The organism is Kitasatospora sp. NPDC101183 (assembly GCF_044767945.1).
Taxonomy (GTDB): Bacteria; Actinomycetota; Actinomycetes; order Streptomycetales; family Streptomycetaceae; genus Kitasatospora.
In genome coordinates this window covers 1-14074 of sequence record NZ_JBIWOW010000036.1, presented here as the reverse complement: position 1 = coordinate 14074, position 14074 = coordinate 1, and the positions used below count along the sequence as shown (strand labels likewise).

At 74.1% G+C, this 14074-nt stretch carries 8 protein-coding genes and 1 pseudogene; 7 read left to right on the top strand and 2 right to left on the bottom strand.

The window, feature by feature from the left end:
- Positions 1-67: 67 nt before the first annotated feature.
- The 4 genes from ilvC to ACIRRS_RS34375 all read left to right on the top strand — a co-directional run bounded on the left by ilvC (position 68) and on the right by ACIRRS_RS34375 (position 6915).
- Positions 68-1066: a ketol-acid reductoisomerase gene (gene ilvC, locus ACIRRS_RS34390; protein WP_402979587.1), complete on the top strand. Its 999-nt coding sequence runs from the start codon at positions 68-70 to the stop codon at positions 1064-1066.
- Between the two features lie 240 nt (positions 1067-1306).
- Positions 1307-2893, top strand: coding sequence for a phosphoglycerate dehydrogenase (gene serA, locus ACIRRS_RS34385; protein ID WP_402979699.1), 1587 nt, complete (start codon positions 1307-1309; stop codon positions 2891-2893).
- Between the two features lie 313 nt (positions 2894-3206).
- Positions 3207-3371 carry a hypothetical protein gene (locus tag ACIRRS_RS34380; protein WP_402979584.1) on the top strand — a complete coding sequence of 55 codons (165 nt, stop codon included), beginning with the start codon at positions 3207-3209 and terminating at the stop codon, positions 3369-3371.
- A 208-nt stretch (positions 3372-3579) separates the two neighbouring features.
- The gene (locus ACIRRS_RS34375) at positions 3580-6915 is read left to right on the top strand and encodes a S8 family serine peptidase (RefSeq protein WP_402979581.1); all 3336 of its coding nucleotides are present in this window, start codon (positions 3580-3582) and stop codon (positions 6913-6915) included.
- Between the two features lie 51 nt (positions 6916-6966).
- Here ACIRRS_RS34375 and ACIRRS_RS34370 read toward each other — a convergent pair whose 3' ends face one another.
- Positions 6967-9450, bottom strand: a complete 2484-nt coding sequence (locus ACIRRS_RS34370) for a YfhO family protein (protein ID WP_402979578.1) — start codon at positions 9448-9450, stop codon at positions 6967-6969.
- Positions 9451-9581: 131 nt separating this feature from the next.
- On the opposite strand from ACIRRS_RS34370, the gene ACIRRS_RS34365 reads away from it, so the two are divergent.
- The 3 genes from ACIRRS_RS34365 to cimA all read left to right on the top strand — a co-directional run bounded on the left by ACIRRS_RS34365 (position 9582) and on the right by cimA (position 13911).
- The gene (locus ACIRRS_RS34365) at positions 9582-10619 is read left to right on the top strand and encodes a 3-isopropylmalate dehydrogenase (RefSeq protein ID WP_402979575.1); all 1038 of its coding nucleotides are present in this window, start codon (positions 9582-9584) and stop codon (positions 10617-10619) included.
- A gap of 215 nt (positions 10620-10834) precedes the next feature.
- Positions 10835-11947: a branched-chain amino acid aminotransferase gene (locus tag ACIRRS_RS34360; RefSeq protein ID WP_402979572.1), complete on the top strand. Its 1113-nt coding sequence runs from the start codon at positions 10835-10837 to the stop codon at positions 11945-11947.
- Between the two features lie 359 nt (positions 11948-12306).
- The gene (cimA, locus tag ACIRRS_RS34355) at positions 12307-13911 is read left to right on the top strand and encodes a citramalate synthase (RefSeq protein WP_402979569.1); all 1605 of its coding nucleotides are present in this window, start codon (positions 12307-12309) and stop codon (positions 13909-13911) included.
- Positions 13912-13975: 64 nt separating this feature from the next.
- On the opposite strand, the pseudogene ACIRRS_RS34350 reads toward cimA, so the two are convergent.
- Positions 13976-14074 (bottom strand): annotated as a pseudogene (locus tag ACIRRS_RS34350) (ATP-binding protein); the annotation flags it as partial.

Below are 14074 nucleotides of genomic sequence, written 5' to 3'. Positions count from 1 at the left end.
CCACACCACTGCCGGCCCCGTTTACGGTGGAACCCCCGGCAACCATCACGCAAGGAGATGTGCCCCCGTGGCCGAGCTGTTCTACGAAGACGACGCCGACCTGTCCATCATCCAGGGCCGCAAGGTCGCGGTCATCGGCTACGGAAGCCAGGGCCACGCCCACGCGCTGTCCCTGCGCGACTCGGGCGCCGACGTCCGCGTCGGCCTGAAGCCGGAGTCCAAGTCCCGCGCCAAGGCCGAGGAGGCCGGCCTGCGCGTGGTCACCCCCGCCGAGGCCGCGGCCGAGGCCGACGTCATCATGATCCTCGTCCCGGACCCGATCCAGGCCGACGTGTACGAGGCGGACATCGCCCCGCACCTGAAGGCCGGCGACGCCCTGTTCTTCGGCCACGGCCTGAACATCCGCTTCGGCTTCATCAAGCCCCCGGCGGACGTCGACGTCTGCATGGTCGCCCCGAAGGGCCCGGGCCACCTCGTCCGCCGCCAGTACGAGGAGGGCCGCGGCGTCCCCGCGATCGTCGCCGTCGAGCAGGACGCGACCGGCAACGGCTTCGCCCTGGCGCTGTCCTACGCCAAGGGCCTGGGCGCCACCAAGGCCGGCGTCATCAAGACCACCTTCACCGAGGAGACCGAGACCGACCTGTTCGGTGAGCAGGCCGTCCTCTGCGGTGGCACCGCCGCCCTGGTGAAGGCCGGGTTCGAGACCCTGGTCGAGGCCGGCTACCAGCCGGAGATCGCCTACTTCGAGTGCCTGCACGAGCTGAAGCTCATCGTGGACCTGATGTACGAGGGCGGCCTGGAGAAGATGCGCTGGTCGGTCTCCGAGACCGCCGAGTGGGGCGACTACGTCACCGGCCCGCGCATCATCACGGCCGACACCAAGGCCGAGATGAAGAAGGTCCTCACCGAGATCCAGGACGGCACCTTCGCCAACACCTGGATCGCCGAGTACAAGGCCGGCCTGCCCAAGTACAACGAGTACAAGAAGGCCGACGAGGACCACCTGCTGGAGACCACCGGCAAGAAGCTGCGCTCGCTGATGAGCTGGGTCAACGACAAGGCCTGAATCTCAAGATCCGCGAGGACGTAGATTTTGTAACGCCCTTGTACAAGTAGGCTGCTCCCGTCCGGGTGATTTCGCCGGACGGGAGCAGCCGGGTATCCAGCCCGTCGATACACTCCGAGTGCGCGTCAGGCCCACAGCGTCGTGCGTCTACCTACGCGGCATGCCACCTTCCCCCGCCCTCCACGCCACCTACGTGCCCGGGGGAACCGGACAGTTAAGGACCCCACTGTCGTGAGCACTGTGACATCCAAAACCGCCGTAGTACTGATCGCCGAAGAGCTGTCGCCCGCCACGGTGGACGCGCTCGGCCCCGACTTCGAGATCCGCCACTGCAACGGCGCCGACCGCACCGAGCTGCTGACCGCGATCGCCGACGTGGACGCGATCCTGATCCGCTCCGCGACCAAGGTGGACGCCGAGGCGCTGGCCGCCGCCCGCAAGCTCAAGGTCGTCGCCCGGGCCGGCGTCGGCCTGGACAACGTGGACGTCTCCGCCGCCACCAAGGCCGGCGTCATGGTCGTCAACGCGCCGACCTCCAACATCGTCACCGCCGCCGAACTCGCCTGCGGCCTGCTGATCTCCGTCGCCCGCAACATCGCCCCGGCCAACGCGGCGCTCAAGCAGGGCGAGTGGAAGCGCAACAAGTACACCGGTGTCGAGCTGAGCGAGAAGACCCTCGGCGTCGTCGGCCTCGGCCGCATCGGCGTGCTGGTCGCGCAGCGGATGTCCGCGTTCGGCATGAAGATCGTCGCGTACGACCCCTACATCCAGGCCGCCCGCGCCGCGCAGATGGGCGTCAAGCTCGTCTCGCTGGAGGAGCTGCTGGAGGTCTCGGACTTCATCACCGTCCACCTCCCCAAGACCCCCGAGACCATCGGCCTGATCGGCGACGAGGCGCTGCACAAGGTCAAGCCGACCGTGCGCATCGTCAACGCCGCCCGCGGCGGGATCGTGGACGAGGAGGCGCTCGCCGCCGCCCTGCGCGAGGGCCGGGTGGCCGGTGCGGGCCTGGACGTCTACAGCAAGGAGCCGTGCACGGACTCCCCGCTGTTCGCCTTCGACAACGTGGTCGCCACCCCGCACCTGGGCGCCTCCACCGACGAGGCGCAGGAGAAGGCCGGCATCGCCGTCGCCCGGTCGGTGCGCCTGGCGCTCGCCGGCGAGCTCGTCCCGGACGCGGTCAACGTCCAGGGCGGCGTCATCGCCGAGGACGTGCGCCCCGGCCTGCCGCTGGCCGAGAAGCTCGGCCGGATCTTCACCGCCCTGGCCGGCGAGGTGGCCGTCCGCCTGGACGTCGAGGTGCGCGGCGAGATCACCCAGCACGACGTGAAGGTGCTCGAACTGTCCGCGCTCAAGGGCGTGTTCGAGGACGTCGTGGCCGAGACGGTCTCGTACGTCAACGCCCCGCTGTTCGCGCAGGAGCGCGGTGTCGAGGTGCGTCTGACCACCTCCAGCGAGAGCCCCGAGCACCGCAACGTGATCACCGTGCGCGGCACCCTCGCGGACGGCGAGGAGATCGCGATCTCCGGCACGCTGGCCGGCCCGAAGCAGACCCAGAAGATCGTCGGCGTGGACGCCTTCGACGTGGACGTGGCGCTCACCGACCACATGGCCTTCTTCAAGTACGAGGACCGCCCCGGCGTGGTCGGCGTGCTCGGCAAGCACCTCGGCGACGCGGGCATCAACATCGCGGGCATGCAGGTCGCCCGTGACGGCGGCAGCGCGCTCGCCTCCATCACCGTGGACACCGAGATCTCGCAGGACGTCCTCTCGGCGATCGCCGCCGAGATCGGCGCCCGCTTCGCCCGCTCGGTCGACCTGGGCTGACCGGCTCCGTTCCGCCAGGGCCCGGACCCCCGCTCGTGAGGGGGTCCGGGCCCTGCTGCGTTCCCTGCCGCGCCCCCTGCCGCGTCCTCACGAGTGCGGCTCGTCTCAGATACTAGGAAATCCAAGTATCCGTGCAGACACGGCCGGTGCGGGGTCGTACCGTGGAAGAGCCATACGGTGTGCCGCCCCTGTAGCCAGGGTGTGCGGCCCGTGTGCGCGTGCGCCCTCACGGGCAGGCGACCCCTGCTCTCGCGCGTACCCCTCCAGTCCCTTCCGCCGCGCCCCCGGGCGCGCCGCTTCCAAGGAGCCAGGTATGCCCACCACCGCCGACCGCCGCGCCACCTCCACCCCCTCCGCCGCCCCCGTCCGCGCCCCGCGCCGCCGCCGGGCCGCCGAGCGCAACCCCTTCGCCGCCGCCGCGCTCCAGCGGTCGCTGGACCGCCGGGACAACGGCGGCGAGACCGGCCACGGCGGATGACTCCTACCATCGGCCTATTGAGCCTTGCGGGCTGACGGCGCGTCACTCCGTCGAGTGCAACCGGGGTCCATTCGGGGGATGTCGCTCGCCCACGCAAACGCGATCATCCTAATTTGGGGCCCCCGGAAGGGTGATCGACGTCCGCGAGGGCGGGCGTCAGCGACCACGGTGTGCGGATCAGTCCCCCGGCCGGGGGAGAGAACCCACAGTGCGCCTGCCACCCCTCAACCATCCCCTCGGCCGTCCACTCGCCCGGATCGGCCTCGCCCTCGCCCTGCTCACCGGGGCCACCGCCCTCGCCGCCGGACCGGCCGCCGGCGGGCCGGGCTCCGCCGCCCCGCCGGGCCCCAGTGCCTCCGTCCTGCTCGAACTCGACACCGAGGCCGTCGGGCCCGCCTGGCGTCGGGCCGCCGACGGAGCCCGGCGGGCCAGGCGCTCCCCGGAGGCCGTCCGCCGGGAGGCCGCCGACGCCGGGGCCGCCCAGCGCGGCCGGGCCGGCGAGGCGCTCGACCGGCTCTCCGCCGCCGTCCACCGGGCCGCGCCCGCCGCCCGGGAGCTCTACCGCACCCGCACCCTGCTCACCGGCCTCGCCGTGGACGCGCCCGCCGGGCGGTTGGACGCGCTGCGGGCGCTGCCCGGCGTCCGGGCCGTGCACCCGATCGTCCGCAAGCAGCGCGACAACGCGTACTCCGTGCCGCTCACCGGCGCCCCCTCCGTCTGGGAGGGCGCCGAGGGAAACACGGGCGAGGGGGTGCGGATCGGCATCATCGACAGCGGCATCGACTACACCCACGCCGACTTCGGCGGCCCCGGCACCGAGGAGGCGTTCCGCTCCGTCGAGCGCGGCAAGCCCGCCCCCGCCGGGCTCTTCCCCAGCGCCAAGGTGATCGGCGGCAAGGACCTCGTCGGCGACGACTACGACCCCGACCCGGCCTCCCCGCACCACCAGCCCGTCCCGCACCCGAGCGACAACCCGCTCGACTGCGTGCGCAACGGCCACGGCACCCACGTCGCCGGGACGGCCGCCGGGTACGGCGTCACCGCCGACGGGCACCCGTACACCGGCCCGTACCGGACCGGGCTCGACCCGGCCTCCTTCAAGGTCGGCCCCGGCGCGGCCCCCGGCGCCCAGCTGTACGCGATCCGGGTCTTCGGCTGCGACGGCTCCACCGACCGCCTCGCCCAGGCCCTCGACCTCGCCGCCGACCCGAGCGGCAAGGGCGACCTCTCCGGCCGTCTCGACGTCGTCAACCTCTCCCTCGGCAGCCGCTTCGGCAGCCCCGACGACGCCGACGCCCTCGCCGTCGACAGGCTCTCCGAACTCGGCACCGTCGTCGTCGCGGCCTCCGGCAACGACGGCGACGTGTACGGCATCGGCGGCAGCCCCGGCACCGCCGCCCGGGCCGTCACCGTCGCCGCCTCCGTCCACGGGCACGCGGACGTGGACGGCGTCACCGTGCTCGCCCCCGACACCCTCGCCGGGGTCGTGCCCGGCCACTGGAGCCAGCGCTACGAGGGCTGGTCCACCGCCGAGGTGAGCGGCCAACTCGCCCTGCCCGTCGACCAGTCGGACGGCTGCACCGCCTTCAGCGAGGCCGACAGGGCGCGGCTGGCCGGCAAGGTCGCGGTGCTCGCCTGGCGCACCCGCGAGGCCGAGCGGGCCTGCAACTCCGGCCCGCGCGCCGACCACGCCGCCGACGCGGGCGCCGTCGGCGCCCTCTACACGGCCGACAGCGACCACCTCGCCGAGATCTCCGGGGACGACCGCGTCCCCGCCGTGCTGCTCGGCCGCGCGGACGGCGAGCGGCTGCGGCAGGCGGCCGCCGCCGGGCCCGTCCAGGTCCGGCTCGCGACCGCCGGGAACCCGCTGCACGGCTCCGTCTCCCAGCTCCAGCCCGGCCGCGCCGACACCCTCACCGACTTCACCTCGCGCGGCCTCGGCGTCCCCGGGATCGTCAAGCCCGACCTCGCCGCGCCCGGCGAGAGCATCTGGTCCGCCAAGGTCGGCAGCGGCAGCGGCGGCCAGCGCGAGGACGGCACCTCCATGGCCACCCCGCACGTCACCGGGCTCGCCGCGCTGGTGCGCGCCGCGCACCCGGACTGGACGGTCGAGCAACTCAAGGCCGCGCTGATGAACACGGCCGCCGACACCTACCTCGGCGACGACCGCACCGGGCCCGTCTACGGGCCGGAGCGCACCGGCGCCGGGCGGGCCCAGGTCGACCGCACCGTCCGCACGCCCGTGGTCGCGTACGCGGCGGGGGAGGGCGCCGTGGAGGGCGCGGTCGGCGTCTCCTACGGGCCCGTCGAGGTCGGCGGTCCGACGGCGCTCGTCCGGGAGGTCGAGCTGCGCAACTCCGGCTCCGAGAGCGTCAGTTACCGTACGGGCTACGCGGCGGCGACCGAACTGCCCGGCGCCGCCTACGAGGTGGCGCCCGCGCAGGTCGAGGTCCCGGCGGGCGGGACGGCCCGGGTGCGCGTCACCCTGTCCGTACCGGGGGAGTTGGGGCGCACGCCCGACCCGACCATCGACGCCCAGCAGGGCGGCAGGGCGCGCAGCTACCGGGGCGAGCTCTCCGGGCGGGTGCTGTTCACCCCCTCCGCCGCCTCGCTGCCGCAGCTGCGGGTGCCGGTGTTCGCCGCGCCCCGCCCGGTGACCGACCTCGGCGCCGGCGCGGCCACCCGCACCACCCGGGACGGCACCCTCGTCGTGCTCGGCGGCAGCGCGGCGCCGGGCGAGCGGCCCGGGCTCGTCAGCGCCTTCGCCCTCGGCGGCGAGGGCGCCCGCTGGCCCGACTGCCCGCCCGACAGCGGCGCCGCCGTCGGCCCCGGCGCGGGCGTGCGGCCGGAGGACGCGACCGACTCGGCGGACCAGCCGAGGGACATCTGCGTGCAGAGCCCCGGCGACCGGGCCGCCAACCTGCGGGCCGTCGGCGCGGCGGCCTCCTCGGACGAGCTGTACATCGGTGTCCGGCTCTGGGCGGCGGCCCCGACCCCGGTCGGGCTCTACGGCGTGCGGGTCTCGCTGGACACGGACGGGGACGGCGTCGCCGACGTCGTCCTCAAGGCCGACCGGCTGCGCGGCAGCGACGTGCTGGTCTCCCGGGCGGTAGACGCGCGCACCGGCGCGGAACTGGACGTGCAGCCGCTCAACGCCCGCTGGGGGGACGTGGACACCGGGCTGCTCGACGGTGACGTCCTCGTCCTGCCCGTCCGGCTGAGCGCCCTGCCGGGCGTCGGGCCGGGGCACAGCACCGTCCGCTACGGCGTCTGGACGGGCACCGTCGCCCCCGGCACGCCCGACCCGGCGCAGTCCTACTCCTCCATCGGCCTGCACGGCACCCGCCCGAGCCTCGCCCTGGACGTCCTGAACCCGCCCCTGACCGTCCGCTCCGGCCCCGGCGGCCCCCTCGCCCTCGCCACCCCGGAGGCCCCCGGCACCGTCCTCGCCGTCCAGCGCGCGGCCGGGGACACCTCGCAGCTCCTGCTGCTCCACCACCTCAACCCGGCGACCCGCCGGGCGGAGGTGGTCACCCTCCCCTGAGCCCCGCCCGTGAGGAACGGACGGCCCGCCGGACCCCTCCGGCGGGCCGTCCTACGCTGCGGCCGCCTCCCGGCGGCTCCGGCCGCTCCGGCTGCTTCGGCTGCGGGAGATGCGGGCGAAGACCGTGACCAGGGCGAGGACGGCCGCGGCGGCGGAGGCGACCGTCAGGCCCTCCGTCAGGCCGGGCGGGCGGAAGGCGCAGGAGACGCGGTCGGCGCCGCCGCCCAGGGGGACGCCGATCATGCCGAGCACCGGGGTGGGCGCCGCGTACGGGCCGTCGCCGGCCGCGCAGGTCCAGCCCTCCGTGGCCGGGGCGGACAGCAGTGCCGTGCCCCGGGAGCCGGGCGGCAGCGCCGCCGTGAGGGTGTGCCCGCCCGCCGCCACGCGGGTGGCGCCCGTGGCCGCCGACCGGGCCACGGCGGCGTCCAGCGCCCCCGCCCGCAGGCAGCCGACGGGCCGGGCGGGCACCTGGCTGATCCCGTCCGGGCGCAGCGTCACCCGGACCACCCCGTCCGCCGGGACGGGCCCCAGCCGGCGGATCGGCTCGGCGGTGGTGGGCTGCTCGCCCTCGCTGCGGTAGGTGGTGCCGAGGGCGCTGACCTCGCCCCGGAACCAGACGCCGTGGAAGTACGCCGTCGAGCCCGGGGTGCAGGCCGCCGTGAACACCGTGCCCTCGCCCCCGGACGGGACGGACCAGCCGCTGGTGCCGTGCAGGGTGGGCGCCGGGCCGCCGGCCGGGACGGGCACCGGCGCGTCGTACACCTGGGAGCCGAGCAGCGCCTCCTGCCGGGACCACACCGAGGAGGTGTCCGGCCGGGCGCCCGGCGCCAGCACGGTGACCAGCGGCGGCGCCGCCGCCCGTACGGGGGTGAAGCCCTGCGGCGGCGGCCCGTCGTCCAGGTGGCCGCGGACGCCGAACAGGGCCTGCCCGACCGGGTCGGTGACGCTGCCGGTCTGCCGCCCGCCTGCCGTCCAGCCGGCGCCGAGGTCGTGCAGGAGGCGGGCGGCGACGGTCGGCAGGTAGGCGCTGAAGTAGCCGCCGCCCTGGCCGCCGAGCAGCAGCGGGTCGTTGGTGCCGAAGGCGTGCGGGCCCGGGTCGCTGCGCCCGTGCGGCCAGTCGTCGGCGGCGCGCACGGCCGCGTGCCCGGCGCGGACGGCCGAGGGGGAGGGGCCGGGGTCGGGGGCGGCGCCGAGGGCCGAGTAGCCGGACCAGACGGCGTTGCCGAGCACCGCGCCGCCGATCACCCAGGTGGCCAGGGCCTCGGCCCGGCGGTCGGTGTGGCGGCGGTCCAGCGTCCACAGGGCCGTCAGCAGGACGGCGCAGCCCGCGCCGAGCAGCGTCCAGGTCGTGGCGCCCACCCCGTGCCGGGAGGCCGCCAGGGCGGCGATCACCGCGACGAGCGCGGCGGAGCCGAGCAGGGCGAAGGCGTCCGGCCGGTGGGAGAGCGACACCCAGCCGGCCAGCACCAGCAGCCCGCTGAGCACGAAGGCGACCCGGTACGGCCCGCCGGCCGGGATCGCCAGGCCGTGCCAGACCAGGTAGGTCGGGGTCCAGACGAAGGTGAGCACCACCAGCACCAGCGCCGTGCACCAGGCGGCGCGCTCGCGCACCCGCACCCGGCGGTTGAACGGCAGCCCGCACACCAGCAGCAGGCCGAGCACGCCGATCGCGACGTCCGGCAGCGGCCGCCCGTCCTGGGCGGCGGGCAGCAGCCGGGCCAGGTGGCCGCCGAGGCCGGACGGGCCGAGCGGCTGCACGGGGGACTCCGGCTGGGCGCCGCGGGCGGCCCGCACGGCGACGTACAGCACGGGCGCGGCGAGGAGCAGCCCGGTGGCGGTCATGGTGACGGCCCGTCCGACCGCCCGGACGCGGTGCCGCAGCGCCAGCGGGGTGGCGAACAGCCGTACGGCGAACAGGAGTCCGGCGACGAGGGTGGCGAGTGCGGCGGTGTAGAGGTTGCCGGCCCAGGCGAGGGCCACGCACAGGGCGCCGGCCGTCCAGTGGCGCTCGCGCAGGCACCAGTCCCCGGCGAGGCCGAGCAGCGGCAGCGAGACCAGGCCCCAGAGCCACATCGGGGCGGCGCCGCCGATGTCCAGGACCCAGGCGCAGAGCCCGTACCCGAGGGCGGCGAACACCCGCAGCCGGTGCGGGCCGGGGTGCACCCGGCCGAGCAGGTGGGCCATCAGGGCGGTGCCGAGGGCGATGGTGGCCAGGGCGACGAGGAAGACCGCGAGGTGGCCCTGGTCGCGGGGGAGCAGGGCCGTCAACCAGGAGAACGGGTTCATCAGATAGGCGAAGAAGTCCGCGAGGAACGGGACGCCGTAGCCGCTGTTCCAGTTGAACAGCAGGTCCCCGGAGGCGTCCCCGTGCAGCAGGTCCCACAGGTGCGCGTGGTACGGCACCGCGACCTCCCCGGCCCCGGCCGGCCACCGCCCCCGCAACCCCGCCGCCACCGCGTACCCACCCGCCGCCAGCCCGCCCGCACCCCCGCAGACCAGCACCTCCCGCCGCCACCCGACCCCACTGCGCACCATCCCGCCACCCTACGCACGCCCCGGGCGCCCGCCCGGCCGCACGCGCCCCGGGTGGAGTCCGGGTCGAGCACCGCGTCCGAATGGTGGACGCGGTATGTCAGGGTCTGGGACGGCGGAGTAGTGTCACGGGCATGTCTCGCACTCTTCGTCTCGCAGTTGTCCCGGGTGACGGCATCGGCCAGGAAGTGGTGGCCGAGGGGCTCAAGGTCCTGGATGCCGTGCTTCCCGCCGATGTGAAGCTGGAGACCACCGAGTACGACCTCGGGGCCCGGCGCTACCACCGCAGTGGGGAGACCCTGCCGGACGACGTGCTGGCAGAGCTGAAGACCCACGACGCGATCCTGCTGGGTGCCATCGGGGACCCGAGCGTGCCGTCCGGGGTGCTGGAGCGGGGGCTGCTGCTGAAGCTGCGGTTCGCGTTCGACCACCACATCAACCTGCGGCCGGGCCGGCTGTTCCCCGGGGTGGCCTCGCCGCTGGCCGGGCAGCCGGAGATCGACTTCGTCGTCGTCCGCGAGGGCACCGAGGGCCCGTACGTCGGCAACGGCGGTTCGCTGCGCACCGGGACGCCGCAGGAGGTGGCGACCGAGGTCAGCCTGAACACCGCGTTCGGCATCGAGCGCGTGGTGCGCGACGCGTACCGGCGGGCGCAGGCGCGGCCGCGCAAGAAGCTGACCCTGGTGCACAAGAACAACGTGCTGGTGCACGCCGGGCACCTGTGGTCGCGGATCTTCGCCGAGGTCGGCCGGGAGTTCCCCGAGGTCACCACCGACTACCTGCACGTGGACGCGGCGACGATCTTCTTCGTCACCCAGCCCGAGCGCTTCGACGTCATCGTCACCGACAACCTGTTCGGCGACATCCTGACCGACCTGGCCGCCGCCGTGACCGGCGGGATCGGCCTGGCCGCGAGCGGCAACATCAACCCGAGCGGCGAGTTCCCGTCCATGTTCGAGCCGGTGCACGGCTCGGCCCCGGACATCGCGGGCCAGGGCAAGGCGGACCCGACCGCCACCGTGCTGTCCGTCGCCATGCTGCTGGAGCACCTCGGCTTCGCCGCCGAGGCCGCGAAGGTGGAGGCGGCCGTCGCGGCGGACCTCACCGAGCGCTCGGGCGCCCGCAGCACCACCCAGGTCGGCGACGCGCTCGCCGCCCGAGTATCCGGCTAGCGGACCGGGACCAAGAACAAGGTTCCGGCCCGCGGGCCGGACCGTATAACCGCAGCTTGCAGCGCTCCAAGGAGCGGGCAACTGTTCGGCACGGCCCTCTGGATGCGAGTATCGACAGTGGGCCGTGCCGCTGTGCGTTCGTCCCGGCTCTCCCCGGCCGTGGCGTCGCGGCGGTGGCGGCGGCCCGAACCAACCCCACGGTGAAGGAAACAGCCATGAGCACGCCCACCCCGGCGCCCATCACGTTCGACCTCAAGCCCTCCGCCCACCCGCTGCCCGCAGCGGAGCGCGAGGCCCGGCTGGTCAACCCCGGTTTCGGCCGGGTCTTCACCGACCACATGGTCACCATCAGCTGGACCGAGGGCCGCGGCTGGCACGACGCCCAGCTCGTCCCGTACGCGCCGGTCGAGATGGACCCGGCGAACATGACCCTGCACTACGGCCAGGCGATCTTCGAGGGGCTCAAGGCCTACCGCCAGGCCGACGGCTCGATCGCCACCTTCCGCCCGGAGGCCAACGCCGAGCGCTTCCGGGCCTCGGCCCGCCGCCTGGCGATGCCGGAGCTGCCCGTCGAGACCTTCGTCGAGGCCGTCGAGCTGCTCGTCCAGCAGGAGCAGTCCTGGGTGCCGGACGAGGCGGAGCAGAGCCTGTACCTGCGCCCGTTCATGTTCGCCACCGAGGTGGGCCTGGGCGTGCGCCCGTCCAACTCGTACCTGTTCATGATCATCGCCTCCCCGGCCGGCGCCTACTTCCCGGGCGGCGTCAAGCCGGTCTCGGTGTGGCTGTCCAAGGAGTACGTCCGGGCCGCGCCCGGCGGCACGGGCGCCGCGAAGTGCGCGGGCAACTACGCCGCCTCGCTGGTCGCCCAGGCCGAGGCCGCCGCCAAGGGCTGCGACCAGGTGGTCTGGCTGGACGCCGCCGAGCACACCTGGGTCGAGGAGATGGGGGGCATGAACCTCTACTTCGTCTTCGGCGAGGGCGAGAACGCGAGGATCGTCACCCCCGAGCTGTCCGGCGCGCTGCTGCCGGGCATCACCCGCGCCTCGCTGCTGACCCTGGCGGCCGACCTCGGCTACGCCGTCGAGGAGCGCAGGATCTCCACCGACGAGTGGCAGCAGGGCAACGCGGACGGCACCCTCACGGAGGTGTTCGCCTGCGGCACCGCCGCCGTCATCACCCCGGTCGGCTCGGTGAAGTCCGCCGCCGCCGACTGGACGGTGGGCACCGGCGAGCCCGGCCCGGTCACCATGAAGCTGCGCGAGGCGCTGCTGGCGATCCAGGGCGGCCAGCGCCCGGACACCCACAACTGGCTGCACAAGATCGTCTGATCCGAGGAACGCCCGGACCGGCTCCGGCCTGCGACGTTTCGCATCGCGAGACGCGCGGGCCGGTTCCCGGGGGGTGTGCCAGACTGCGAGCGTGTCCTCGCTTTCGCTGATTATTAGCAGCAGGCGCGCCGGTCCGCAGTGACCGCTCCGCAGTACCCGATGCGGAGCGACCACCAGCGTCCAGACCCGCGCGCAGACCTCTCGCACCCCGCGAGGGGTCTTTTTGTTTCCCGGACCGGCCGAGAGCCCCCACGAAGGGCTCGGGGACACCGGGGCCGCGCGCGGGATGCTGGACAGTGGAACCGGGACGAAGTCCCGTAGAGCAGCACCAACCTCCCCGAAACGGAGAACCAGGGGTCATGACCGAGGCCAGCCGCACCGACGACAGTTTCCACGTGTTCGACACCACGCTGCGCGACGGCGCCCAGCGCGAGGGCATCAACCTGACGGTGGCGGACAAGCTGGCCATCGCCCGGCACCTGGACGACTTCGGCGTCGGCTTCATCGAGGGCGGCTGGCCCGGAGCGAACCCCCGCGACACCGAGTTCTTCGCCCGCGCCGCCGCCGAACTGGAGCTGAAGAACGCCCAGTTGGTCGCCTTCGGCGCCACCCGCCGGGCCGGCGGCAAGGCCGCGGAGGACCCGCAGCTCGCCGCCCTGGTCTCCTCCGGCGCCCCCGTCGTCACCCTCGTCGCCAAGGCGCACGACCGGCACGTCGAACTGGCGCTGCGCACCACCCTCGACGAGAACCTGGAGATGATCCGGGACAGCGTCGAGTTCCTGCGCTCCCAGGGGCGGCGGGTGTTCATCGACTGCGAGCACTTCTTCGACGGCTTCAAGGCCAACCGCGAGTACGCCCTCGCGGTGGTCCGCACCGCCCACCGGGCCGGGGCGGACGTGGTGGTGCTCTGCGACACCAACGGCGGGATGCTGCCCGCCGGCGTGCGCGAGACCGTCGCCGAGGTGCTCGCCGCCACCGGCGCCCGGCTCGGCATGCACGCCCAGGACGACACCGGCTGCGCGGTGGCCAACACCCTGGCCGCGGTGGACGCCGGCGCCACCCACGTGCAGTGCACCGCGAACGGCTACGGCGAGCGGGTCGGCAACGCCAACCTGTTCCCGGTGGTCGGAGCGCTGGAGCTGAAGTACGGCCGCACGGTGCTGCCCGAGGGCCGGCTGGCCGAGATGACCCGGATCTCGCACGCGATCGCCGAGCTGGTCAACCTCGCCCCCTCCACCCACCAGCCGTACGTCGGCTTCTCGGCCTTCGCCCACAAGGCGGGCCTGCACGCCTCCGCGATCAAGGTCGACCCGGACCTCTACCAGCACACCGACCCCGAACTCGTCGGCAACACCATGCGGATGCTGGTCTCGGACATGGCCGGCCGCGCCTCCGTCGAGCTCAAGGGCAAGGAGCTGGGCTACGACCTCTCCACCGACCGGGACCTCGCCGGGCGGGTGGTGGCCAAGGTCAAGGAGCAGGAGAACCTCGGCTACACCTACGAGTCCGCCGACGCCTCCTTCGAGCTGCTGCTGCGCGACGAGGTGCGCGGCAGCCGGGACCGCTTCTACTCCCTGGAGTCCTGGCGGACCATCAGCGAGCAGGGCCCCCACGGGGTTTCGGGCAACGAGGCCACCGTCAAGCTCTGGGCCAAGGGCGAGCGCCGGATCGCCACCGGCGAGGGCAACGGCCCGGTCGACGCGCTGGACCAGGCGCTGCGCGCGGCCCTGGAGGGCATCTACCCGCCGTTGGCCGGCTTCGAGTTGGTGGACTACAAGGTCCGCATCCTGGAGGGCCAGCACGGCACCGGCTCGAAGACCCGGGTGCTGATCGAGTCCACCGACGGCTCCACCACCTGGTCGACCGTGGGCGTGGCGGACAACGTGATCGCCGCCTCCTGGCTGGCACTTGAGGACGCCTACACCTACGGCCTGATCCGCGCGGGCCTGGAGCCCGCCGAGTAGTCGCCCCGAAAACGCCAGTGGCCCGAGGGAGTTGATCAACTCCCTCGGGCCACAGTCGTTCTGATCACCGGAGTCGGGCGAGGAGGGCGTGTTCGACGAGGGTGATGAGGGCGCTTTTGGCGCTGTCGCGGCGGCGGGCGTCGAGGGTGATGATGGGGGTGTC